Origin of the sequence: Pseudarthrobacter enclensis, assembly GCF_001457025.1 — a bacterium.
In the GTDB taxonomy this organism is placed as follows: domain Bacteria; phylum Actinomycetota; class Actinomycetes; order Actinomycetales; family Micrococcaceae; genus Arthrobacter; species Arthrobacter enclensis.
Map to the genome: position 1 here is coordinate 88,909 of NZ_KQ758600.1, position 23,968 is coordinate 112,876.

Sequence of the window (23,968 nt, forward strand, 5' to 3'; positions counted from 1 at the left end):
GCGTGAGCCTGGCACGCCGCCTCATCGCGGCAGGATTCAGCGACCTGGAAAAGGGCGAACGCTTCCTGGCGGCCCGCGAGCTGGAGGGACTGGACCAGGACACGCTGTTCTCCGGGCTGCAGTTGGCGGCGAGCCCCGACGCGGCACTGCAGTCCCTGGTGCGGCTGATCGAGAAGCATCCTGACCTGCGTTCCCTGGCCGTGGCGGATTCCGAAGCCAGTGAGCCGCTGTACCGGGTGCTGGGTGCCTCCGAGGCGCTGGGCGAGTTCCTGATCCGGCACCCGGAACACCTGGACGCCTTCGAGGTCCGCACCAGCCCGGAGCCGCTCCCTGCGGACCCGGCGGACCTGCGCGCCACGCTGCTGCGCTCGGTAGGGGCGGATCCGCGCGCCGCCCGGCCTGTGGCCGCCGCTACCGGCCCTGATGCCTACACCGCCCTGCGGACGGCCTACCGCAGGGGAGTGGTGGACCTGGCCATCAAGGATCTCTGTGCGGCCGATCCGCTGGACTTCCTTCCCGCCGTCGGCGGCGAACTCGCCGACCTCGCCGGTGCCGCCATTGAGGCTGCCCTGGCCGTGGCCCGCGCGGAAGCGGCGGACCAGTTCGGCGCAACGGACGTGGCCGACGTCGGGCTCGCCGTGATTGGCATGGGCAAATGCGGCGCCCGTGAACTGAACTACATCTCCGACGTCGATGTCATTTACGTCGTGGATCCGGGCGGCATGGAGGATGCCCGGGCCAATACCATCGGCACGGCCCTGGCCAGCGGCATATCCCGGGCCATCTCCTCGGTGGCCCGCGAACCCGGGCTGTGGGAGGTCGACGCGAACCTGCGGCCCGAGGGCAAGTCCGGGCCGCTGGTGCGCACGCTGGCATCCCATGAGGCCTACTATGCGCGCTGGGCTGAAAGCTGGGAGTTCCAGGCCCTGCTCAAGGCCCGGAGCATTGCCGGGGACGCGGACCTTGGCCGCCGGTACGAGGAAGCGGTGGCTCCGCTGATCTGGAGCTCGGCCGGCAGGGACGGGTTCGTCGAATCGGTGCAGGCCATGCGCCGCAGGGTCACTGAGCACATCCCGGCCGCCGAAGAGCAGCGGCAAATCAAGCTGGGCCGTGGCGGCCTGCGGGACGTGGAGTTCACGGTCCAGCTGCTGCAGCTGGTCCACGGCAAGGCAGATGAGACCCTGCGACGGCGGGACACCACGTCGGCGATCGCCGCCCTGTCCGCGGGTGGTTACATTGGCCGCGCCGACGCCGCCGCGTTCGACAACGCCTACCGCTACCTGAGGCTCCTGGAACACCGGATCCAGCTGTTCCAGCTGCGCCGCACGCACTTGATGCCGGTGGCCGAGCCTGCACTGCGGGCCTTGGCCAAAGCGGTGCTGGGCCCGTTCTCCACTGAACGGCCCCACCCGGATGCCCTGCTGTCCGCCTGGCAGAAGACCAAGCGTTCAGTCCGCGAGCTCCACGAGCGCATCTTCTACCGGCCGCTGCTGAACACGGCAGCCAAGCTGAGCAGCGAGGATGCCAGGCTGACGCCCGAGGCTGCGCAGGGCCGGCTTGCCGCGCTGGGCTACCGCGACCCGCAGGGTGCGATGCGGCATATCGAGGCGCTCACCGCAGGTGTGAGCCGCCGGGCTGCCCTGCAGCGCCAGCTGCTGCCCATCCTCCTCGACTGGCTGGCGGAGGGAGTTGATCCCGACGCCGGCCTGCTGGCCTTCCGGCGCGTCAGTGAGGCCCTGGGGACCACCCACTGGTACCTCGGCCTGCTGCGTGACTCCAACGCAGCGGCTGAGCGGCTCTGCCACATGCTCTCCAACTCCCGGCTGATCTCGGACCTGCTGGAGGTGTCGCCGGAGTCGGTGGCGTGGCTGGGGCAGGACAAGGACCTGGTTCCGGTGTCCTTTGAGGCGCAGTGGCAGGAAATCACCTCCAAAATGTCACGGCACTCGGACCCCGAAAGTGCCATGCGCCTGATCAGGCTCATCCGCCGGCGGGAAATCCTGCGCATTGCCGTGGCCGATTCCGCCGGCTTGCTGGACCAGGAACAGGTGGGTTCGGCCCTGGCGGACACGGACCGTGCCGCCGTCCTGGGCGCGTTGCGGGTTGCCGAGGGCATCGTCGCCGCCCACGGCCCGCTGAAGACGACCGTGCTGGTGGTGGCCATGGGACGCCAGGGCGGGCGGGAGATCGGATACGGCTCCGACGCTGACGTCATGTACGTGCACCGCGCGCTGCCCGGATTTTCCGAGGCGGAAGCCCAGGAACAGGCCGTCAGGATCGTCGCGAAGGTGTCCAGCCTGCTGACGCAGCCCCTGAAGCCTGCCATCATGGCCGAGCGGGTGCTGCAGATGGACGCCGACCTGCGCCCGGAAGGCAAGAACGGGGCCATGGTCCGGTCCCTGGAGTCCTACGCCGAGTACTACCGCCGCTGGTCGCTGATCTGGGAGGCTCAGGCGCTGCTGCGGGCACGGCCCATGGCCGGCAACGACGCCCTCGCCGAGGACTTCCTGGCCCTGATTGATCCCATCCGCTATCCGGACGAGGTCTCGGCCCACGACGTGCGCGAAATCCGCCGCATCAAGGCCCGGGTGGAATCCGAACGCCTGCCACGGGGAGCGGACCCCGCCCGCCACCTGAAGCTGGGCCGCGGCGGCCTGAGCGACGTCGAATGGCTGGTCCAGCTGCTCCAGCTCGAGCACGCCGGTAAACACCCGCAGCTGCGGACCACCTCCACCTTGCCCGCCCTGGAGGCGGCCGCGGAGCTGGGGCTGCTGGACGGCGACGATGCAGACCTGCTGGGCCAGGCCTGGCGGCTTGCGAGCAGGATCAGGTCCGCGAATGTGATCTGGAACGGGAAGGCCTCGGATCTCCTGCCTTCGTCCCGCCGGGACCTGGAAGCAGTCGCGCGGTGGTGCGGTTACGAGCCCGGGCAGGCCGCTGCGCTGGAAGAGGATTACCTGCGGGTCAGCCGGCGGGCCAGGGCGGTGTTCGAGCGGGTGTTCTACGGACACTGACCGCAGGCGGCAGGGCACAATGCTGTAACAGCGGCGGGCCCGTATTGCGCCGGGAAAGCGTTTATCCCATGATGTGGAATGGCGGTGTTCTTCAACCTTGTTGGGGGGAAGGCTCGAACAGTCTTCGTCTCGGGGGGCATTCGTCAGGAGGCCTGGCTCCCGGTCTCAGCACGTCTGGAGCCGGGCCTCCACCTTTGAGTCCTTTTGTCCGCGGCTTTCCCGGCCCGGACATGCGAAAAGGCGGCCACCGGAACACCGGTGGCCGCCTTTTCCGTCTCAACTGCGGCCTGGCCTTTTACAGGACAGGACGGGCTGCTGACTAGACGCCGTAGTAGAGCTCGAACTCGTAGGGGTTCGGGCGCAGCGACAGCGGACGGATCTCGTTCTCGTACTTGTACTCGATCCAGGTGTCGATCAGGTCCTGGGTGAAGACGCCGCCGGCCTGCAGGAACTCGTTGTCCTCGCGCAGGGCCTCCAAGGCTTCCTCGAGCGTGCCGGGGGCCTTGGGGATGTCCTTGGCTTCCTCTGCGGGCAGTTCGTAGAGGTCCTTGTCGATCGGAGCCGGCGGCTCGATGCGGTTGCGGATGCCGTCGATGCCGGCCATCAGCTGGGCAGCGAAGGCCAGGTACGGGTTGGAGGAGGGGTCCGGTGCGCGGAACTCGATGCGCTTGGCCTTGGGGTTGGAACCGGTGATCGGGATGCGGATACCTGCGGAGCGGTTGCCCTGCGAGTAGACCATGTTGACCGGAGCTTCGAAGCCCTTGACCAAGCGGCGGTAGGAGTTCACCGTCGGGTTGGTGAAGGCCAGGACGGCGGAGGCGTGCTTCAGCAGGCCGCCGATGTACCAGCGGGCGGTGTCGGACAGGCCGGCGTAGCCCTTCTCGTCGTAGAAGAGCGGCTCGCCACCGTTCCACAGCGACTGGTGGCAGTGCATGCCCGAGCCGTTGTCACCGAAGACCGGCTTCGGCATGAAGGTCACCGACTTGCCCCAGGCGTCCGCGGTGTTCTTGATGACGTACTTGAACTTCTGCAGGTCATCGGCGGCGTGGGTGAGGGTGGTGAACTTGTAGTTGATCTCGGCCTGGCCGGCGGATCCAACTTCGTGGTGGCTGCGCTCGACCTCGAGGCCGGCTTCGTCCAGGGCAACACACATGGCGTCGCGCAGGTCAGCCTGCTTGTCCGTGGGGGAGACCGGGAAGTAGCCGCCCTTGACGGGGGTCTTGTAGCCGAGGTTGCCGCCCTCTTCCTCGCGGCCGGTGTTCCAGTGTGCTTCCTCGGAATCGATCTTGTAGAAGCTGCCCTCGGGGGAGGACTGGTACTGGACGTTGTCGAAGACGAAGAACTCAGCCTCGGGAGCGAAGAACGCGGTGTCGGCGATGCCGGTGGAAGCCAGGTAGGCTTCGGCCTTCTCGGCCACGCCGCGGGGATCGCGGTGGTAGGGATCGCCGGTGCGGGGGTTCACGATGGAGAAGTTCAGCGCAAGGGTCTTTTCCATGCGGAACGTGTCCAGGAACGCGGTGGTCACGTCGGGGATCAGCTGCATGTCCGATTCGGCAATGCCCTGGAAACCGCGGATGGAGGAACCGTCGAAGAGCTGGCCGTTGACGAAGAAGTCAGCGTCAACGCTCTTGGCCGGGACGTTGAAGTGCTGCTGGACGCCGGGGAGATCGGTGAAGCGGATATCGACGAACTTTACATCTTCGTCCTTGATGAACTTGAGGACTTCGTCCGCAGTCTTGAACATCTATGCTCCTAACGCATATGTGAATATCTGGCCGCAGCCATCTGATCCAGCGCAATCCGAAAGCAGGGAAGACGCAAGGTTTTCCCTGCCGTGGCCCTGCCGCAGAATACCTGCCGGGGAGATTGCTTGAAACTGCTAACAGCCTATGGACGCGGCATTTCCCGTCCGTGTCCGCATTGTTTCGGGCAGGTTACAGAATGCCCTGTTATGGCAACGCTATCGGCAGTCCACACTGTGGTCTAACCCTATCCGGGATGTGGGCGCAGCGGGAAGGCCGGAGCGCCGGGCCATCGCCGGTAAACTTGGACGGTGGTAGATCGCAAAGACCTTGGTTCCTGGCTCAGCGGACCGGATACGTCCGGCATCTCGAAGTACCCGGGCGAGCGGCTGGGCCTTCCCGAATTGGGGCCCGGATCCATTGCCCGCGCGGGCCGGCGCATCGTCGCGATCATGATCGACTGGGGCATCGCCCTGCTGATCAGCAACTTCGCTTTCGGCGGTGACTCCTGGGCCACCCTTGCGGTCTTCGCCGTCGAACAGATCCTGCTGGTAGGCACGCTGGGCTACAGCATCGGCCACCGTGCAGTGGGGATAGCGGTGGTGCGCCCCGGCGGCGGCACCCCGGGTCCTCTGGCCGCCCTGGTGCGTGCCGTGCTGCTGTGCCTCGTGATCCCGGCGGTGATCTTCGACCCCGACCAGCGTGGCCTTCACGACAAGGCGATGAACACCCTGCTCATCCGCCGCTGACATCCTCCGGCTGCGGGCATCCCGGACGGCAGGCCGGGGCTCAGATGCGGCTCTGTTCCCTGTCGTCATCCAGCCCAGGCCGTGCGGCGTCCGGCTGTACCGTGGCCCCGTCGGCGGCAGCCAGGAAACCCCGCTTGCCCGCCCACGCCTCGAACAGGATGGTGGCGAAGGGGAAGACGGCGGACAGCCCGGCGAAGACGGCCACTATGAACGGCCACCGCTGGACCCGCCACAGGACCAGCGCCGTGACGCCGTAGCCGATGAACAGGGCGCCGTGGATGGGTCCTGCCACCTGCACCCCGATCTCCGTGGTCCCTGCCACCCACTTGAAGTACATCCCGATCAGCAGTGCAGCCCAACTGAAGGCTTCGGCGACCGCAAGGATGCGGAAAGTACGGATGGCTGCGTTCCTGAAGGTCATGGCGGTGTCCTGTCCTGGGCCCGGACGCATGGCCGGGTGTCCGGAAAATTGGTGTGGGGCATGGGCGGGCGTCCCGCGCGCAGCGGCAGCGCGCCGGGCCAAGGAAAACGCCCCGGCCGTCGGCTGGAAGGCCGGAACCGGGGCGTCTCAGGGGTTCAGCGTCCGCGGTTGGGACGTGCCTTGTAAGGGTCGATGCCCTTAGGGATGGGGAGCTTGTTCCCCAGCGACGCGATCCGCTTTGACACCGCGTTGACCTCAAGTTTGGTCAGTTCGTTCTTCATCTTGCCCATCTTCTTGGCCACCTGGCTGATGGGAACCTGGCCCTCGCCCCTGCCGCTCTCAATGACATGCACAGTGACGTTTGGAAGGATGCGGGCCAGGCGCTTCCGCTCGGCGTCGAGCAGGGGCTTCACGCGGTGGGTGGGGCCTTCGCTGACCAGGACGACGCCGGGACGGCCGATGGCGCGGAACACCGCGTCCTGGGTCCGCGGGTTCACGGCGACAGGCTGTTCTTCGGTGATCCAGCCGCGGCGGAGGGTGCCGAGCGCGGCTCCTGAGGCGCCGGGCTGGTCCTCGATCTGCGCGAAAGCGGCGCGTTCTGCCCGCCGGGACAGAATGAGGGTGGCACCCAGAAGGCCCAGCGGGATGCCGATGATGAGGCCGGTGATCCAGTTCTCGAGCCAGAAGCCCACCAGGAAGCTGACCGCCACAACACCCAGGAAGACCAGCAGCATCAGCCACGGGACCATGGGGTCGTGGCGGCGGGTCATGTTGAAGACCTCGCCGATCTGCTTGAGGCGGCTGGGCTTCTTGGCCTTCGCCTCTTTGGGCTTGCGGGAGAACAGCCCGCGCTTCGCCGCGCTGGAGTCCGCCGGGGTGGAGTTGCTGGAGTCAGTGGATTTCGCCATAGTGCCTCAATTCTACGTGACCAAAGGCCAAGGGCCGGACGCCGGGAAGATCCGGTGTCCGGCCCTTGCAGGCGCTGCGGGAACCTGTCAGGGGCGCCCGGCCAGGAGGGTGGCTGCTTCCTGGCGGGTGGTGCCGGAGTCCTGGATGCCGTCGGCGATGTGGGCGAGGTTGGCGGGGATGTCGCGGCCTTTTTTGCGCATGGCGGTGGCCCAGAGGCGGCCGGCGCGGTAGGAGGAGCGGACCAGGGGGCCGGACATGACGCCGAGGAAGCCGATGTCTTCGGCTTCGTGCTGCAGGTCGAGGAATTCCTGGGGTTTGACCCAGCGGTCCACGGGCAGGTGCCGTTCGGAGGGGCGCAGGTATTGGGTGATGGTGATCAGGTCGCAGCCTGCGGCGTGGAGGTCGGCCAGGGCTTCGCTGATTTCCTCGCGGGTTTCGCCCATGCCCAGGATCAGGTTGGATTTGGTGACCATCCCGTGGTTGCGGCCCTGGGTGATGACGTCGAGGGAGCGTTCGTAGCGGAACGCGGGGCGGATGCGCTTGAAGATCCGGGGGACGGTTTCGACGTTGTGGGCGAAGACCTCGGGCTGGGAGTCGCAGATCGCCGCGATGTGGTCGGGGTTGCCGGAGAAGTCGGGGATGAGCAGTTCGACGCCTGTGCCGGGGTTCAGTTCGTGGATCTTACGGACGGTTTCGGCGTAGAGCCAGACGCCTTCGTCCTCGAGGTCGTCGCGGGCCACGCCGGTGACGGTGGCGTAGCGCAGATTCATGGATTGGACGGAGCGGGCCACCTTGGTGGGTTCGAACCGGTCCAGGGGTGAGGGTTTGCCGGTGTCGATCTGGCAGAAGTCGCAGCGGCGGGTGCATTCGGAGCCGCCGATCAGGAAGGTCGCTTCCTTGTCTTCCCAGCATTCGAAGATGTTGGGGCAGCCGGCTTCTTCGCAGACGGTGTGCAGGCCTTCTTTTTTGACCAGGTTCTTGAGCCCGACGAACTCGGGGCCCATCTGGACCTTGGCCTTGATCCATTCCGGCTTGCGTTCCACCGGGACCGCCGCGTTGCGCTGCTCGATCCGCAGCAGCTTCCGGCCTTCAGGTGCCAATGTCACAGTAGAGCTCCTTCGGGGCTTGTAACGAGTGCTTCTTCATGCTTGCGGAATTCTTCCACGAAGCGGTCGGCGATGTCGGCCGGCCGGATGTCCCTGCCGGTTTCCAGCGACATAGTGGTCACGCCGGCGTCAGTGATGCCGCAGGCGATGATCTGCCCGTACGGAGCAAGGTCATTGCCACAGTTGATGGCCACGCCGTGCATGGTGACACCGTTGAGTACGCGGATGCCGATCGCGGCGATTTTCCGGTCCGGGCCCTTGGCGTCCGCCTTCACCCAGACCCCGGCGCGTCCCTTGATCCGCTCGGCCTTGATGCCGTAATCCTCCATGATGGCGATCATGACCGCTTCAAGGCGCTCAACGTAGTCCCGGATGCCGGCCCGGTTCTTCAGCTTGAGGATGGGGTAGGCGATAAGCTGTCCCGGCCCGTGCCAGGTGAGCTTGCCTCCCCGGTCCACCGCCACGACGGGGGTGCCGTCAAAGGGGCGTTCATGGTCCTCGGTCAGCTTGCCTGCCGTGTACACCGCCGCGTGCTCCAACAGCAGGACGGTGCTTGGCGCCTCGCCTGCCAGTACTTTCCCGTGGAGCTCCCGTTGAAGATCCCAGGCCTGCTGGTAATCCACGAAGTCCGGGGCCATGCCCAGCCGTGAAAACTCAAGACTCATGCCTTCCAGCTTAGACCCCGCAGCGCAGCGGGCCCGGTTTAGTGTCCAACCTCACCACCCCTCCCGGCTCCGCCCGCAATGTGACCGGAGCACGGCGAAAGCCTGTGGATAACTTCTGCAGCGCCCGGCCGTTTCCACTAGACATGTGACATGGATGATCTGCAGATCCCCGAGGTGCCCGGGTACGCCATCGGCAGGCTGCTGGGGACAGGCAGCAGCGGAACCGTCTGGTTGGGCACGGAGCGGCGCTCGGGACGGAACGTGGCCGTCAAATGCTTCCACCCCGTTACGGAACGGCAGCCGGTGGCAACGCCCGACGATGCCGTCAGGAAGGAGATCCGGATCCTCTCGGTCCTCGACCACCCCCACCTGGTGAAGGCCCATGAAGCCGTGCGCCTTCCTTCGGGGCCCGCCGGAGAAGAGGCCGGCACGGCCCTCATCATGGATTACGCATCCGGGGGGTCGCTGGGGCAGCTGCTGGCCGCCCGCGGCAGGCTTGGCGTCGGGGAAACCGTCACGGTGCTGACTCCTGTGGCCCAGGCCTTGTCCTACCTTCATGGCAAGGGCTTCGCCCATTCCGACGTCTCTCCCGGGAACGTCCTGCTGACGGGGCAGGGCAAGCCCATGCTGTCGGACCTGGGCATTGCCCGGATGCTCGGTGAGCCGGCAGGGGGAGCCGGGCATGGAACCCCCGGATTTGTGGACCCCGCGCCGGTGGATGCCGTCCGTGCGGGGCTGCAACCCGAACGGGACGTCTATGCGGTGGCCGCCTTGGGGTGGTTTTGCCTCACCGGCTCGGCGCCGCCGCGCACGGTGGACCGTCCACCGCTGTCGCTGCTGGTTCCGGAGGTGCCCAAGGATCTTGCGGCGGCACTGGAAGCCGGCCTGAACGAAGACCGCCGGCTCCGTCCCGGCGCAGGCGCCTTGGCTGTTGCCATTTACCGGAGTGCCGCGGCCGTGCCCGTCGACCTCTCGACGGCGGTCCATCCCACTGTTGTCCCCGAACTCCTCACCCGCAGGCACACCCCGCAGCGGGCGTCGCGGAGCAAACTCAGCGAGGGGCTTGCCGGGCTGCGCCGGAGAATCTCCACCTTGTCCGTTCCCGCCTGGAAGCCGGTTCCGGGTACACGCCCGCCACAGGATACGGGCCGGAAGCCGGGCGCGGCGCAGCGCGGCAGGCACGCGGGCGGCGGCAGGCTCCGTCAGGACCACACCCTGCGCCCGGCCGCTGTCGCCAGGCGCGGACCACGCTTCAGGATGGCCATTCCGGCCTTCGCCGGCGTCGCCCTGGTGCTGGCAGTGGTGTGGCTGGCCATCCCGTGGGGAGCCGTGCCGGGGACGGGGGATGAGGCGGCGGCAGGGCGGGATCCGGCGCCCGCCGCGCAGGCCCTTCCGGAACCGGCTGCCACGGGCCAGGGCAGCGGGGCTGCCGCGGAAGCGTCCCTGCGGGCTGCGTCCCCTGATCCGTCAGTTGCGCTCCGCGGTCTCGCAGCGCTCCGTGACCACGCGTTCAACAGCGGCCGCATGGACAGGCTGGACGAGGTGAACGCCGCCGGGTCCGCCGCTGCTGCCGCCGATCAGCGAACTGCCGGGCGGCTGCCCGGTGCGGGCAAGGTGCTGTCAGGATTCACCACCACGTTGTCGGAGGTCCGGACCGAACCCGGGGCGACGCCTGACCGGGCGGTGGTCCGGGCCACGGCGGCCACCTCCGCCTGGGTGGAAGTGGATGCCAGCGGGCGGGTGGCCGCCACGGGGCCTGCCACCGCCGGCCGTACGCTGAGGCTGGTCCTGGTGTCCGTGGACGGACAGTGGCGGATCAGCGAGGTCCTTCCGGGCTCCTGACTGCCGGGCCCCGGTCCGCCCAGGGTGCTTCCAAGGGCGGCACGGACCCCGGTGGACGGTGTTGGACCTAGTCCCGCGCCGCAACCCACGCGGCCGCCTGGGCAAGGCTGGGGTGTTGCCAGGTGAAACCGGCGGTGGACAGGACAGCCGGTTCCATCCGCTGGCTGGAGAGCAGCAGCTCCCGTGCCAGGTCACGCATGACCAGCCGCAGCACCGGCGCCGGAACCCGGAGCGCGGCGGGCCGGTGCAGGGCGCGGGCAAGGGCGGCAACAATCTCATTGACGTCCGCCTGTTCAGGCGCGGACAGGTTGACCGGCCCGCTCACTTCGGACTCCAACAGGAAAAGGAAGGCGCGCGATACATCCGGCAGGGATATCCAGGGCCAGAACTGGCGGCCGTCGCCGAAGGGGCCGCCAATGCCGAGGCGCAGCAGGGGAAGAAGCCTTCCCAAGGCCCCGCCGGACCTGCTCAGGACTACACCGGTCCTTGTGGTCACCACCCGCACGCCCGCAGGCGCCATGGCAGCGGCCTGCTCCCATTCCACGCAGATTCGTGCCAACGTGCCGGAACCCGCGGGGGCGTCTTCGCGCAGCACCGTGTTGCCGGCGTCGCCGTAGTAGTTCGCCCCGGACTGGCTGAGGAACACCGGCGGGGGGCTGTCCAGCTGCTGCATGGCCTTGACGAGGGTCCGGGTGGGCCCGAGCCTGGAACTGAACAGCTCCTCCACCCGCTTCCGGGTCCAGGGGCGGTCACCAATGCCCGCGCCGGACAGGTTGACCACGGCGTCCACGCCCTCGAGCACGCGCGGGTCCAGTGTTCCGGCCGCCGGGTCCCACCGGACCTCCGCCGCCGTGGCCGGTTCCCGGCGGACCAGGGCCACGACGTCGTGCCCGGCATTCCGGAAGGTGGCGGACATGGACGTGCCGATCATGCCGGAGGCTCCGGAGATAAGGATGCGCATGCTCCATCTCACCACGGACCCTGCGCCCGGCACCTCCCGCAGCGGCGTCAACCGGTTGACTATGATCAAACGATGACCTCTTCGAGCTACCTCCGTTTCCCGCATCTGCACGGCGATCTGGTCACCTTCGTGGCTGAGGACGACGTCTGGATCGCGCCGTTGGGCGGTGGACGCGCCTGGCGTGTCTCCTCGCTCCAGCTGCCTGCCCGCAACCCGCGTTTTACTCCCGACGGCAGGAAGCTGGTGTGGACCGTCGTGCAGGGGACGGCTCCGGAAGTGGTTGCCGCGGACGTCGACGGCGGAGGCTACCGCCAACTCACCTACTTCGGGCACGGCACTACCCGGGTGAAGGGCTTCACGGCGAACGGGGACGTGGTAGTCACCAGCGCGTTCCGCCAGGCGGAAAGCCGGCACACCTACGCCTACAGCCTCCCGGTGGAAGGCGGCTGGGCGGAGGAGCTTCCGTTCGGGCCGGTGGAGTCGGTGGCCTTCGGTCCTGAAGTCGGCGATGAACGCCCTGTCGTCCTGGGCAGTGTGCTGTCCCGGGAACCCGCCTGGTGGAAGCGCTACCGTGGCGGCACCGCCGGAAAGCTCTGGATCGACGCCGACGGCAATGGCGAGTTCGAGCGGCTCCTGCCGGAGCTGGACGGGAACCTCGCCGACCCCATGTGGGTTGACGGCCGCGTGGCTTTCCTGTCCGACCATGAAGGGTACGGAAACCTGTACTCGGCCCTTCCCAACGGCACGGATCTTCGCCGCCACACGGACCATGAGGACTTTTACGTCCGGCACGCCGCCACCGACGGAAAGCGGGTGATCTTCGAATCCGCGGGGGAGCTGTGGGTCCTGGAACACCTCGGCGCCGAGGCGGTCCGCCTGGACATCACGCTCGGATCCGCGTCCCAGTCGCGCCGCCCGGCGCTGCTCAAGACAAGCCGCCACTTGGGCGCAGCAGTCCCGGACACGTCGGGCCTGGCCAGCGCCATCGAGGCCCACGGCACCGTCCACTGGCTGCGCCACAAGGACGGCCCGTCCCGGATCGTGGAAGCCACACCGGGCGTCCGCGGCAGGCTTCCTCGGCCACTGGGCGACGGACGCATCGCGTACATCGCGGACCATGGCGGGGTCGAGGCACTGCACATCCGTGACATCGTGGCAGCCATAGACCAGCCAGGACCGGCGGCAGCGCCGGAACCCGCAGCTGCTCCGGACCCGGCAGAAGCTTCCGCGGCGGGTACGGACGCGGGCCAGGCGGCCGGCGACACCGTCTCCCTTCCGCAACCCGTGCCCGCCGCGGGCGCGGCAGTGCTCGCAGGGCACCAGCAGTCCGCGGGGACCCGGGACGACGCCCTGGCCGGCGCCGGACAACAGCCGGATGTTGCACCTGCGGGCGGTTCGTCCGCTCCCGCGCCGCAGCCACCTGCCGCGGAGGGGGAGGACCCAACGGACGTGTCGGTTCCGACGCCGGCACGCGCCAGCGCCCTCGAGGCCAGCCCCGACGGCAGGTGGCTGGCCTTGGGAACATGCTTCGGCGAGGTCTATGTTGCCGATGCCGCCACCGGCACCCTGACGCTGCTCGCCAGCATCGGTGAGGGCACCATTTCCGATCTCGCGTGGTCCGGGGACTCGGCCTGGCTTGCCTGGTCCGAACCCGTCACGTCCTTTGGCTCCCGCAGCCGCCTCCGGGCCGCCCACGTGGCGGTGCCGGGCTCACAGCCGGTGGAGGTGACGGACGGCCGCTTCTGCGACCAGTCGCCGGCCTTCACGCCGGACGGCAAGTACCTGGCCTTCCTGTCCAACCGCAGCTTCGACCCGGTCTATGACGGCCATTCCTTCGACCTGTCGTTCCCCAGCCCCATCAAGCCGTACCTGGTGGCACTTGCCGCCGGGACGCCGTCGCCGTTTGGACCGGACGTGGCCGCCGCGGCGCCCGCATCCGCCGGCGGAACGCCGGAAACCGCGACTTCCGGCGACAAGGACGCGATTCCGGCAGTACGCCTCGACGCCGAAGGCCTGGCCCACCGCGTCATCAGCGTCCCGGTCCCGCAGGGAAACTACACCCGGCTCACCGCCGTGCAGGGTGCGCTGCTGTGGCTCGACGCCGCCCTGGCCGGGGTGACAGGGGACGGCAAAGCCAGCCAGGACGACAAGGACGCACGTCCCAGCCTGGTCCGCTACGACCTCGGCCGCCGCAAGCAGGAAACCCTGGTGGAGTCGCTGGACAGCTACCGCATCTCCGGCGACCGGACCAAGGCCGTGGTGATCTCCGACAAGCAGGTCACGGCCATCCCCACCGACAGCAAGGCGGACGAGGAATCGGGCAAGCTGGTCAAGGTGGACCTGTGCCGGATCCGGGTGATGATGGATCCGGTCAGCGTCTGGGGCCAGGCCTTCGACGAGGCCTGGCGCCTGCAGCGCGATTTCTTCTGGACCGAGGACATGGCCGGCCAGGACTGGAACTCGATGCACGCCCGGTACCGCCCGCTGGTTGCCAGGCTGGGCTCCCACGACGACCTGGTGGACCTGCTCTGGGAGCTCCACGGCGAGCTGGGCACCTCCCACGCCTACGTCCGGCCTGCCCTGGTCACGGAAAACGGAAGCCACGGACAGGGCCGGCTCGGCGCCGACCTGGCCTACACGCCGTCCGGGTGGGCCATCACCCGGATCCTCGCCGGTGAGTCCTCGGATCCGCTGGCCACGTCGCCGCTGAACCGCCCGGGAGTGGACGCGAAGGCAGGCGACATCCTGTTGGCCATCGACGGCGTGCCGCTCGGCGAATCCCTGGCCCCTGCCATGCAGCTTGTAGGGGCAGCCGGACGGGCCGTGGAGCTGACCCTCCTCAACGGCCCCGGGCACGGCGAAAGCGCCGGCACCCGGCGCCGGGTCGCCGTCGTCCCCGTCAAGGACGAGGAGCGCCTGCGCTACCAGGAATGGGTGGCATCCAACCGCCGCACCGTGAGGGAAGCCTCGGCGGGCTCCTTCGGCTACCTGCACATCCCCGACATGATGGCCCACGGCTGGGCGCAGCTGCACCGGGACCTGGACACCGAGACGGCCCTGGACGGACTGATCGTGGATGTGCGCCGCAACCGTGGCGGCCATACCTCCCAGCTGGTGGCCGAGCTGATTGGCCGCAAGGTCACCGGCTGGAGCATGCCGCGCGGTGAGAAGCCGCGCACCTACCCGCACCACGCACCCCGCGGGCCGGTGATCATCCTCGCCGACGAGTTCGCCGGCTCCGACGGCGACATCATCACCCAGGTGTCCAAGCTGCGGGGGATCGGACCGGTCATCGGCACCCGGACCTGGGGCGGCGTCGTGGGCATCGACAACCGGTTCGCCCTCGCGGACGGAACGGGTGTCACCCAGCCCCGCTACGCCAACTGGTTTGGCGGCGGCGTGGGCTGGAGCGTCGAAAACTACGGGGTTGATCCGGACATCGAGGTCATCTTCCCCCCGCATGCCTACGCTGCGGGGCGCGATCCTCAGCTTGAATACGGGATCGGCGCGCTCAAGGAAATGATCCAGGAACTGCCCACGGACCGTCCGCCGGCCCGGGAAGGCTACCGCAGGCTCCGTCCGGCGCCCCTGCCGGCGCGGGGCCAGGGAAGCTAGGCCAGGGCCCGGCGCCGTGTGCGCCGGGCAGCAGGAAGGCCCTGCCTGCCGGATATCTCCGGCAGGCAGGGCCTTTTGCGTGGGTGCTGCGGGGCCTAGGACTGCAGCGTGGCGTCGAGGGTGATCTCGATCCCCGCCAGTGCCTGCGACACGGGGCAGCCCTTCTTGGCGGCCTCGGCGATGCGCTGGAAGTCTTCCTCCGAGATGCCGGGGATCCGGGCGTTCAGGGTCAGGTGGCTGCCGGTGATGCCGGTGCCGGGCTGGAAGCCGACCTCAGACTTGGTGTTGACTTCCTCAGGGGTGAAGCCGGCCTGGCTGAGTTCGTGGCTGAAGGCCATGGAGAAGCATGCGGAGTGCGCGGCCGCAATGAGTTCCTCCGGGCTGGTCTTTCCGCCGGCCGCCTCGGTGCGGGCCTTCCAGGTGACGTCGAACGTGCCCAGGCCGGAGCTGTCCAGCGTGGTGTTGCCGGAACCCTCGGCCAGGCTGCCGGTCCATACAGTGTGCGCGTTGCGTGTTGTAGCCATGTCACTCCTCGACGTTGATACGATCCGGGCCCGGCATGCGCCGTGGGCCCGCCGTTTCCCATCCTAGGGATTAGCCCGCGAGCGTGCACGGGTTGTCCGCTCAGAGAGGATTGTGACCAGGGCCGGACACCACGACGGCGGCGCGCCCCGTGAGCCGGGGTGCGCCGCCGTCAGGTGCGGTGCGGGTTGCGCTACTGCCAGAGCGTTGCCAGGGCGATGTTCACCAGCGCCAGGCCGCCGACACCGTGGGCGAGGCCGGTGGAAACCGGCTGGCCGTTCTTGGCCTTGCGGGCACCGATCACGGCCAGCACGGCGACCACGATGGCGATGACGAACTTGATGCCCAGCTTGGCGTAGTTCGGGTCGGCGTCGGGCATGAAGGGGAGGAGCCCCATCATGGCAATGCCGGTGAGGAGCTGAAGGAACGCGCCGTCACGCTGGCGCGGGTGGACCGTGGGCTCCCGCATCGTGGCGATCCAGTAGCCCACGATCATGGCAGCCCCGATGACGTGCAGGAACACCAGAATGCTGTAAAGAATAGTCATGGCTCCAGCTTAGCCAGTCTGTTCTACGTCCTGTAGCAAAACCACGCAGGCCATCGCATGCCCCGCTGTCCGTTAAACCGCGACGGCGGCGCGCGCCGCAGGTGGTCATCCCACCGTTGGCGCCCGCCGCCGTCGTTCGTGGCTGGCTGCTAGAGACCCAGGTCCGCTTCGAAGGCGCCTTCTTCGAGGCGGGCCTTCAGGGTCTGGAGGAAGCGGCCTGCATCCGCGCCGTCCACCAGGCGGTGGTCGTAGGTCAGGGACAGGTACATCATCGAGCGGATGGCGATCGAGTCGTCACCGTTTTCGTCGGAGACGACGACGGGCCGCTTGACGATGGCGCCGGTGCCCAGGATGCCCACCTGCGGCTGGTTGATGATCGGAGTGTCGAACAGCGCGCCCACCGAACCGATGTTGGTGATGCTGAACGTGCCGCCGGACAGTTCGTCCGGGCCGATCTTGCCGTCGCGGGTGCGGGCTGCCACGTCGGCAATCTTGCCGGCCAGGCCGGCGAGGTTCAGGTTGCCGGCGTCGGAAATGACCGGGACCAGCAGGCCCTTGTCGGTGTCGACGGCGATCGCCAGGTGCTCGGCGTTGTGGTAGGTGATTTCCTGCTTGTCCTCGTCGTACGCAGCGTTGAGCTTGGGGTGCTGCTTGAGGGCCTCGGCAACAGCCTTGGCGATGAACGGCAGGAAGGTCAGCTTGGTGCCGTTCTGGGCCTGGAAGGAGTTCTTGGCCCGGGCACGCAGCTTGGCGACCTTGGTCATGTCCACTTCATGGACCTGGGTCAGCTGGGTTGAAACTTCCAGCGACTCACGCATGCGGCGGGCAATGACCTGGCGGATGCGCGGTGCCTTCTGCGTGGTGCCGCGCAGGGAGGACACCGCGGCGGAGGAAGCGGCGGGAGCCGATGCGGCGGGTGCTGCAGCGGAGGAAGCGGCGGGAGCCGCCTTGGCCTCGGCGGCGGCAATGACGTCCTGCTTGCGGATGCGGCCGCCCACGCCGGTGCCGGAGAGCGAGGAGATGTCCACGCCGTGCTGATTGGCCAGCTTGCGGACCAGGGGAGTGACATAACCGGACTCGGAACCGCCGGCTGCCGGAGCTGCCTGGGCTGCGGGAGCGGGTGCGGCCTGCGGTGCCGGAGCCTCCTGCTTCGGAGCTTCTGCCTTGGGGGCTTCCTGGGCGGGGGCCTCCTGGGCCGGTGCAGCCTTGGGTGCTTCCTGGGCGGGTGCAGCCGGAGCCGGTGCCTCGGCGGGGGCAGCCGCAGCGCCGGAGCCGATGACGGCCAGGACGGAGCCCACCTCGGCGGTCTCGTCCTCGTTGACCCGGATCTCCTGGAGCGTGCCGGCAACGGGGGACGGGATCTCGGTGTCCACCTTGTCGGTGGAGACCTCGAGCAGCGGTTCGTCAACCTCAACGGTGTCGCCCACGGCCTTCAGCCAGCGGGTGACGGTGCCTTCGGTGACGCTCTCGCCCAGTGCGGGGAGGGTGACGTCGTGGCCTTCGCCACCAGCGGCAGCGGGTGCCTCGGCTGCAGGCGCGTCCTGGGCCGGAGCTGCCGGGGCAGGTGCCTCTTCGGCAGGTGCTGCCGGGGCAGGTGCCTCTTCGGCAGGTGCTGCCGGTGCTTCTTCAGCCTGCTCTTCCTGGGCGGGTGCCTCGCCGGCAGGGGCGGAGCCGCCGCCGGAGCCGTCGCCGATGCGCACCAGGGGTGCACCAACCTCTGCGGTCTCGTCCTCGGCGACCAGGATCTCTTCAATCACGCCGGCTACAGGAGAGGGGATTTCGGTGTCGACCTTGTCGGTGGAGACCTCGAGCAGCGGCTCGTCCACCTCTACCCGGTCACCTACCTGCTTCAGCCAGCGGGTGACGGTTCCTTCGGTGACACTCTCACCGAGGGCGGGCAAGTTAACGGATTCAGACATGTCGTCCCCGTTCTCCTTATTGATCTTTAGTGCGAATGATTGCTGCCATGGTGGAAGCCTAGTGCACCCGGCCATCGGGGCCGGGTGCACCGGGCTCGGTAATACTGTTGGGAACTAGCCGTGGAGCGGCTTGCCGGCAAGCGCCAGGTGGGCCTCGCCGAGGGACTCGTTCTGGGTGGGGTGGGCGTGCAGCAGCTGCGCCACGTCCTCCGGGTAGGCTTCCCAGTTGACGATCAGCTGGGCTTCGCCGACCTGCTCGCCCATGCGGGCGCCGATCATGTGGACGCCCACCACGGGGCCGTCCTTCTGGCGGACCAGCTTCACCAGGCCGGAGGTGCCCAGGATGGAGCTCTTGCCGTTTCCGGCCAGGTTGTATTCCTGGGTCTGGACCTGGTCTTCGCCGAACTTCTCCTTGGCGGCCTTCTCGGTGTAGCCGACGGTGGCGATCTCCGGCTCGGAGTAGGTGACCTTGGGGATGTTGATGTCTTCGACGATGACCGGCTTCAGGCCGGCGATCTCTTCGGCGACGAAGATGCCCTGCTGGTAACCGCGGTGGGCCAGCTGGACGCCGGGGACAATGTCGCCCACGGCGTAGATGTTGCCGACGCCGGTGTGCAGGCGTTCGTCGGTGATGACGAAGCCGCGGTCGATGGTGATGCCCGCTTCCTCGTAGCCGAGGTTGGCGGTGACCGGGCCGCGGCCGACAGCCACCAGGAGGAGGTCTGCCTCGAAGGTCTTGCCGTCCACCAGGGTGACCTTGACGCCGTCGGCGTTCTGCTCAACGCCCTGGAAGAAGACGCCGGTGGAGAACTTGATGCCGCGTTTCTTGAAGGCGCGCTCAAAGTTCTTGATGATGGTGGCGTCCTCGTTCGGGACCAGGGAGGGCAGGCCTTCAACGATGGTGACGTCCACGCCGAAGGACTTCCAGACCGATGCGAATTCGACGCCGATGACGCCGCCGCCAAGGATGATGGCGCTCTTGGGGATGGAGTCCATGGTGAGGGCCTGGTCGGACGTGATGACCTTGCCGCCGATCTCCAGGCCGGGCAGCGTGCGGGAGTAGGAACCCGTGGCGAGGACGATGTTCTTGCCCTTGTAGGCCGTGCCGTTGACAACGACGGTGTCGGTGCCCTGGAGCTTGCCTTCACCCTCGATGACGGTGATGCCCTTGGACTTGATCAGGCCCTGCAGGCCCTTGTACTTGCCGGCGATGATGCCGTCCTTGTACGCGTTGACGGCCGTGATGTCGATGCCGTCGAGGGTGACGTTCACGCCGTACTTGGCGGAGTCGCGGGCGTGGTCGGCCAGCTCAGCAGAGTGGAGCAGTGCCTTGGTGGGGATGCAGCCGTTGTGGAGGCAGGTGCCGCCGAGCTTGGCCTTCTCCACGAGGCCGACGGTGAGGCCGAGCTGTACTGCCCGGAGCGCCGCGGCGTACCCGCCGCTGCCGCCACCGAGTACCAGGATGTCGAATTCTTGCGCAGTTGCCTGATCGGCCACTTAAACGCTCCCTCGCGTGAACGATGACGCGTTCTGCGCGCATCATCTGGTCTTGGACTTGCACTGCCGTGATTATGTCAGCAGGGCAGTTCTCTTGCATTTGTGACTACCGTGGTTCACCTTAGCGAACCACCCATCCATGCTCCACCTTGTCGCCGCGTTTGTGGAGCGCTTGTGTCCAGTGTCACGCGGCTTTGTGGCACAGGGATCACCTGCGCCGCAAAGCCGCGTGGACGCCCGGAGCTGCCCGGTGTCAGGCAGCCGCGAGGAGGTCCTCGACGTAGGCCACCAGGGTGCGGACCGTGCAGCCGGTGCCCTGCTTGTGCGTGTAGCCGTAGGGGCTGCCGTTGTTGAAGGACGGGCCGGCGATATCGATGTGCGCCCACGGGATCTGGGCGCCCTGCTTGTCCTTGCCCACGAATTCACGCAGGAAAACGGCCGCGGTCATCATTCCGCCGTGGCGTTCGCCGATGTTGGCGATGTCCGCCACCTGGGAGTCCAGGCTGGGGCGCAGTTCCTCCGGCAGGGGCATGGGCCAGACCAGTTCGCCGGCCCGGTCCGCGGCGGCCTTGAGGGCGGACGTCACGCTGTCCGAGCCCATGATGCCGGCGGTGCGGTTGCCCAGTGCAATGAGCTGGGCGCCGGTGAGGGTGGCGACATCGATGATGGCATCCGGATATTCGCGGCTCGCCGCCACGATGCCGTCGGCCATGACCAGCCGGCCCTCGGCGTCGGTGTTAAGGACCTCGACGGTCTTGCCGCCGAACATGGTCAGGACATCAGCGGGGCGTGACGCGCCGCCGCCGGGCATGTTCTCGGCGATGCAGAGCCATGCGGTGGCCTTGACCGGGAGGCCGAGTCCGGCCAGTGCCAGGACAGTGTTAAGCACGACGGCGGCACCGGCCATATCGCTCTTCATGTCACCCATGCCCAGGGCCGGCTTGATGGAAATGCCGCCGGTGTCGAAGGTGATTCCCTTGCCCACCAGCGCGATGCTGCGGGCCGCTTTTGCGGGCGCGTACTCAACCTTGACCAGCCGCGGCTGCCGGGCCGAGCCCTTGCCCACGCCCATGATCCCGCCAAATCCCTCCTTCTCCAGGCGCTTCTCGTCCCAGACAGTCACCTTGACGGGCAGGCCCCTGGAGAGATCCTTCGCTGCTTCGGCGAACGTTTCGGGGTAGAGGTGGCTGGGCGGCGTGTTCACCAGGGTCCGGGTGGCATTGACGGCGGTGGCCACCAGCCCGGCGCGCTTCAGTGCGGCGTTGAGGTCCTTGGTTTCCGCCACGTCAGTGAAAATGACGGCGTTGCGGACCGGTTCCTTCAGCCCGTCGGTGCTGGAACGGAACTCAGTGAAGGCGTATGCGCCCAGGGCCGCACCTTCGGCGACGGCAGCGACGTCGTCCACGGTCGCCGTCGGAAATGCCAGCGCCACTGTGGCCAGTCCGGCGAGCTGCCGGACGGCCGAGCCGGCAGCCCGGCGCAGCGACTCTCCCGTGGGCGGCGCGCCCGCAGCAACCTTGCCAACGCCGGCCAGCACCAGGATGCCGGCGCCGGTCTCCGCCAGGCCGGGCAGGCGGACGATCTGGTCCGCGGCGCCGGTGATCCCCAGGGACTTGAGGGACTCGGCCAGCGCCTCCGCCGACTTGGCCGTCAGCGGGTTGTCCAGCAGGACCGGCCCGTCAGTTCCCTGCCCCACCCCGATGACCACGGCGTCGCTGGGGGTCTTCTTCAGGTCCCGGGAGACGGTACTAAGGTTGATTTCCGTATTCTTGACCACAGGGATGAGTCCTCAATTCTCGAAGCGATCGGGCGGGGATACATGTTTGGTGCCCCGCCATGGTGTGGCCCGGAGGCGGCCGTTCCGGACGCGGCCCGGGAGAATGCAGGCCCGGCTGGCAGGCCAGTTCCGATCGTAGCCCTTTGCCGGCGCGGCGGAGGAATTTCCTGAGATGTGCACCACAGGCCGCGGCGGAATGCCCTGCCGGCCCGCAGCGTTATGAATGATGTCCACCCCAACCCGTGAAAGGAACATGGCGTGCTTGAACGGATCTCCGGCTCCCTGCTGGACCCCGAGGCTCTCTATGCGAGCAACATCGAGCTGTTCCACAGCCCTGAGCTCCGTGGCCTGAACCTGGTGATGGGTTTCACCGGCTTCGCTGACGCCGGCCACGTAGTGAAGCAGATCAATGCCGAGCTGCTGGACTCCCTCGATGCCCGGCCCGTCGCGGTCTTCGACGCGGACCAGCTGATGGACTACCGGTCCAGGCGCCCGCACGTGAGTTTCGTCGAGGACCACATCCAGGACTACCAGGAACCCCGGCTGGCCCTGTACCGGCTGGTGGACGGCCTCGGCAAGCCGTTCCTCCTCCTGGCCGGGTTCGAACCTGACCTGCAGTGGGAACGGTTTGCCCGTGCCGTGGTGGGCATTGTGGAGAAACTAGACGTCAACCTGGTCACCTGGATCCACTCCATTCCCATGCCTGTGCCGCACACCCGCCCCGTTGGCGTGACCGTGCACGGGAACCGGCCCGAGCTGATCGAGGGCATTTCGGTATGGAAGCCCACCGTGGAAGTCCCCGCCGCCGTGGGCCACATCCTTGAGCTGCGGCTCGTGGAGGCCGGACGCAACGTGGCCGGGTATGTCATCCACGTTCCGCACTACCTGGCCGAAGCGGAGTACCCCACCGCCGCCGTCGCCGGGCTGGAGTACCTGGGCGCCGCCGCCTCCCTCATGCTGCCGACGGACCGGCTGCGGGAATCCGGCCGCGAAGTCAGCCGCCAGATCGCCGAGCAGATCGAAGCCTCGGAGGAGGTCCAGCAGGTGGTGGCCCGCCTGGAAACGCGGTACGACGAAAAATCGGACGGCATCGTCCGGCGCTCCCTCCTTGCCAACGAGAATGACGAGCTTCCCGACGCCGACGACCTCGGCGCAGCAGTGGAGGCCTACCTCGCGCGGGAAAACCCCGGGCAGTAGCTGCGGCGGCGCGTGCTCCGGCCGGGCCGGCGGCCTGCGGGCATAATGAAACGGTGACTGCACCCCGCGCCTGGCTGATTTGGACCGTCGGAGTCCTCGGGTACCTGGTGGCCGTCTCCCAGCGCACCTCCTTCGGGGTTGTGGGCCTTGAGGCCACCGAACGTTTCCACGCCGGCGCGTCCGCAATCTCGTTCTTCACCGTCCTGCAGTTGTTGGTCTACGCCGCCCTGCAGATTCCGGTCGGCCTTCTGGTGGACCGGCTGGGTTCCCGGGTCATGATCGCCGGCGGTGCAGTCCTGATGGGGTTGGGCCAGCTCCAGCTGGCGTTCGCCGACAGCATTCCCGGCGGGGTCCTGGGCCGTGTCCTGGTGGGCGCAGGTGACGCGATGACCTTCATCTCGGTGATCAGGCTGATCCCGTTGTGGTTCGCGCCGGCGAGGGTTCCCCTGGTCACCCAGCTGACCGGCATGACCGGCCAGCTGGGCCAGCTGGTCAGCATCCTCCCCTTCGCATTCGTCCTGCACACATCCGGGTGGACCCCGGCGTTCCTGATGCTCGCCGGCATGTCCGCTGTTGCCGTGGTGCTGGTGGTGGCGCTCCTGAAGGACGTCCCGCCCGGCGTCGAACGCCCCACGTCCCAGCAGGGGCTTAAGGCGACCGGCGTTTCCCTGGCCCGTGCGTGGCGCCAGCCGGGCACCCGGCTGGGCATGTGGAGCCACTTCACCATCCAGTTCAGCGGCACCGTGTTCGCCATGACCTGGGGATACCCCTTCCTGATCTCCGGCCAGGGACTGGACGCCGGAACGGTCGCATCGCTGATGGCCCTGTACGTTGCCGCCGCCATGGCCGTGGGGCCGTTCATCGGCCGGTTCGTATCGCGGCACCCGCTGCGGCGCTCCACCATGGTGCTCCTCATCGCCGCCGTAACTGCTGCGGCCTGGGCCGCGGTGCTGCTGTTGCCCGGCCGCGCGCCGCTCTGGCTGCTGGCCATCCTGGTGGTGGCACTGGCCATCGGCGGGCCGGGATCCATGATCGGATTCGACTTTGCCCGGACCTTCAACCCCGCCCACCGGATCGGCACCGCAACCGGAATCGTCAACGTGGGCGGCTTCATCGCTGCCCTGACGGCCATTTTCCTGATCGGCCTGGTCCTGGACGTCCTGTATGCCAGCGGTTTCTCCCAAGGTGTCCTGTACGGCCTGGACCCGTTCCGGATCGCGCTGAGCGTCCAGTTCCTCCTGCTGGGCTTCGGCGCCGCAGCCGTGGTGGCCTGCAGGAGGAAGGTGCGCCGGCGGATGGCGGAGCAGGGAGTCGTGGTCCCGCCGCTCCGGACGGCGCTGGCGCGGCAGCGCCGCGAAAGCCTGGCCCGGCGCCGGCAGGACACGCCTTCGGAGGGCTGACTTTCCCTCCACACCCGGCCGTCCAGCAGGGGCGGATGGGGCGGTGCGCAGGATCTTTTCCACATGGGGCACCCGGGCCCTTATG

At 68.0% G+C, this 23,968-nt stretch carries 17 protein-coding genes; 6 read left to right on the plus strand and 11 right to left on the minus strand.

Annotated elements, in window-relative coordinates; translation table 11 throughout:
- The first annotated feature begins 2 nt into the window (after window positions 1-2).
- Window positions 3-3,014, plus strand: coding sequence for a bifunctional [glutamine synthetase] adenylyltransferase/[glutamine synthetase]-adenylyl-L-tyrosine phosphorylase (locus tag AS031_RS05085; RefSeq protein WP_058267066.1), 3,012 nt, complete (start codon window positions 3-5; stop codon window positions 3,012-3,014).
- Between the two features lie 319 nt (window positions 3,015-3,333).
- Here the strand turns inward: AS031_RS05085 and glnA are convergent, their stop codons facing one another.
- Window positions 3,334-4,758, minus strand: a complete 1,425-nt coding sequence (glnA, locus tag AS031_RS05090; protein ID WP_058267067.1) for a type I glutamate--ammonia ligase — start codon at window positions 4,756-4,758, stop codon at window positions 3,334-3,336.
- 309 nt (window positions 4,759-5,067) lie between these two features.
- On the opposite strand from glnA, the gene AS031_RS05095 reads away from it, so the two are divergent.
- Window positions 5,068-5,505: an RDD family protein gene (locus AS031_RS05095; protein ID WP_058267068.1), complete on the plus strand. Its 438-nt coding sequence runs from the start codon at window positions 5,068-5,070 to the stop codon at window positions 5,503-5,505.
- A 40-nt stretch (window positions 5,506-5,545) separates the two neighbouring features.
- On the opposite strand, the gene AS031_RS05100 is transcribed toward AS031_RS05095, so the two are convergent.
- The 4 genes from AS031_RS05100 to lipB form a co-directional block, all read right to left on the minus strand.
- Window positions 5,546-5,926 carry a DUF3817 domain-containing protein gene (locus AS031_RS05100; RefSeq protein WP_058267069.1) on the minus strand — a complete coding sequence of 127 codons (381 nt, stop codon included), beginning with the start codon at window positions 5,924-5,926 and terminating at the stop codon, window positions 5,546-5,548.
- A 155-nt stretch (window positions 5,927-6,081) separates the two neighbouring features.
- Window positions 6,082-6,834: a DUF4191 domain-containing protein gene (locus AS031_RS05105; protein ID WP_058267070.1), complete on the minus strand. Its 753-nt coding sequence runs from the start codon at window positions 6,832-6,834 to the stop codon at window positions 6,082-6,084.
- A gap of 87 nt (window positions 6,835-6,921) precedes the next feature.
- Entirely contained in the window at window positions 6,922-7,941 is a 1,020-nt protein-coding gene (gene lipA, locus AS031_RS05110) for a lipoyl synthase (RefSeq protein ID WP_058267071.1), read from the minus strand.
- On the minus strand, window positions 7,938-8,606 hold the full coding sequence (lipB, locus tag AS031_RS05115; protein WP_058267072.1) for a lipoyl(octanoyl) transferase LipB: 669 nt from the start codon (window positions 8,604-8,606) through the stop codon (window positions 7,938-7,940). Before lipB ends, lipA begins: the two co-directional genes overlap by 4 nt.
- 150 nt (window positions 8,607-8,756) lie before the next feature.
- On the opposite strand from lipB, the gene AS031_RS05120 reads away from it, so the two are divergent.
- The gene (locus AS031_RS05120) at window positions 8,757-10,448 is read left to right on the plus strand and encodes a serine/threonine-protein kinase (protein WP_058267073.1); all 1,692 of its coding nucleotides are present in this window, start codon (window positions 8,757-8,759) and stop codon (window positions 10,446-10,448) included.
- 67 nt (window positions 10,449-10,515) lie between these two features.
- Here AS031_RS05120 and AS031_RS05125 read toward each other — a convergent pair whose 3' ends face one another.
- Complete coding sequence (locus AS031_RS05125; protein ID WP_058267074.1) at window positions 10,516-11,409, minus strand: TIGR01777 family oxidoreductase; 894 nt, start codon at window positions 11,407-11,409, stop codon at window positions 10,516-10,518.
- Between the two features lie 72 nt (window positions 11,410-11,481).
- Between AS031_RS05125 and AS031_RS05130 the strand changes: the two genes are divergently transcribed.
- Window positions 11,482-15,024, plus strand: coding sequence for a S41 family peptidase (locus tag AS031_RS05130; protein ID WP_058267075.1), 3,543 nt, complete (start codon window positions 11,482-11,484; stop codon window positions 15,022-15,024).
- 95 nt (window positions 15,025-15,119) lie between these two features.
- Here the strand turns inward: AS031_RS05130 and AS031_RS05135 are convergent, their stop codons facing one another.
- From AS031_RS05135 to AS031_RS05155, 5 genes are all read right to left on the minus strand, one after another.
- The gene (locus AS031_RS05135) at window positions 15,120-15,548 is read right to left on the minus strand and encodes an OsmC family protein (protein WP_058267076.1); all 429 of its coding nucleotides are present in this window, start codon (window positions 15,546-15,548) and stop codon (window positions 15,120-15,122) included.
- Window positions 15,549-15,739: 191 nt separating this feature from the next.
- Entirely contained in the window at window positions 15,740-16,093 is a 354-nt protein-coding gene (locus AS031_RS05140) for a hypothetical protein (RefSeq protein WP_058267077.1), read from the minus strand.
- 149 nt (window positions 16,094-16,242) lie between these two features.
- Entirely contained in the window at window positions 16,243-18,012 is a 1,770-nt protein-coding gene (gene sucB, locus AS031_RS05145) for a 2-oxoglutarate dehydrogenase, E2 component, dihydrolipoamide succinyltransferase (RefSeq protein WP_058267078.1), read from the minus strand.
- Window positions 18,013-18,126: 114 nt separating this feature from the next.
- Window positions 18,127-19,509, minus strand: a complete 1,383-nt coding sequence (gene lpdA / locus AS031_RS05150) for a dihydrolipoyl dehydrogenase (protein ID WP_058267079.1) — start codon at window positions 19,507-19,509, stop codon at window positions 18,127-18,129.
- Between the two features lie 253 nt (window positions 19,510-19,762).
- Window positions 19,763-21,286, minus strand: coding sequence for a leucyl aminopeptidase (locus AS031_RS05155; RefSeq protein ID WP_058267080.1), 1,524 nt, complete (start codon window positions 21,284-21,286; stop codon window positions 19,763-19,765).
- A 258-nt stretch (window positions 21,287-21,544) separates the two neighbouring features.
- Here AS031_RS05155 and AS031_RS05160 point away from each other — a divergent pair, with 258 nt between their 5' ends.
- Window positions 21,545-22,483, plus strand: coding sequence for a proteasome assembly chaperone family protein (locus AS031_RS05160; RefSeq protein ID WP_058267081.1), 939 nt, complete (start codon window positions 21,545-21,547; stop codon window positions 22,481-22,483).
- A gap of 53 nt (window positions 22,484-22,536) precedes the next feature.
- Entirely contained in the window at window positions 22,537-23,883 is a 1,347-nt protein-coding gene (locus AS031_RS05165) for an MFS transporter (protein ID WP_058267082.1), read from the plus strand.
- The last annotated feature ends 85 nt before the right edge of the window (window positions 23,884-23,968 follow it).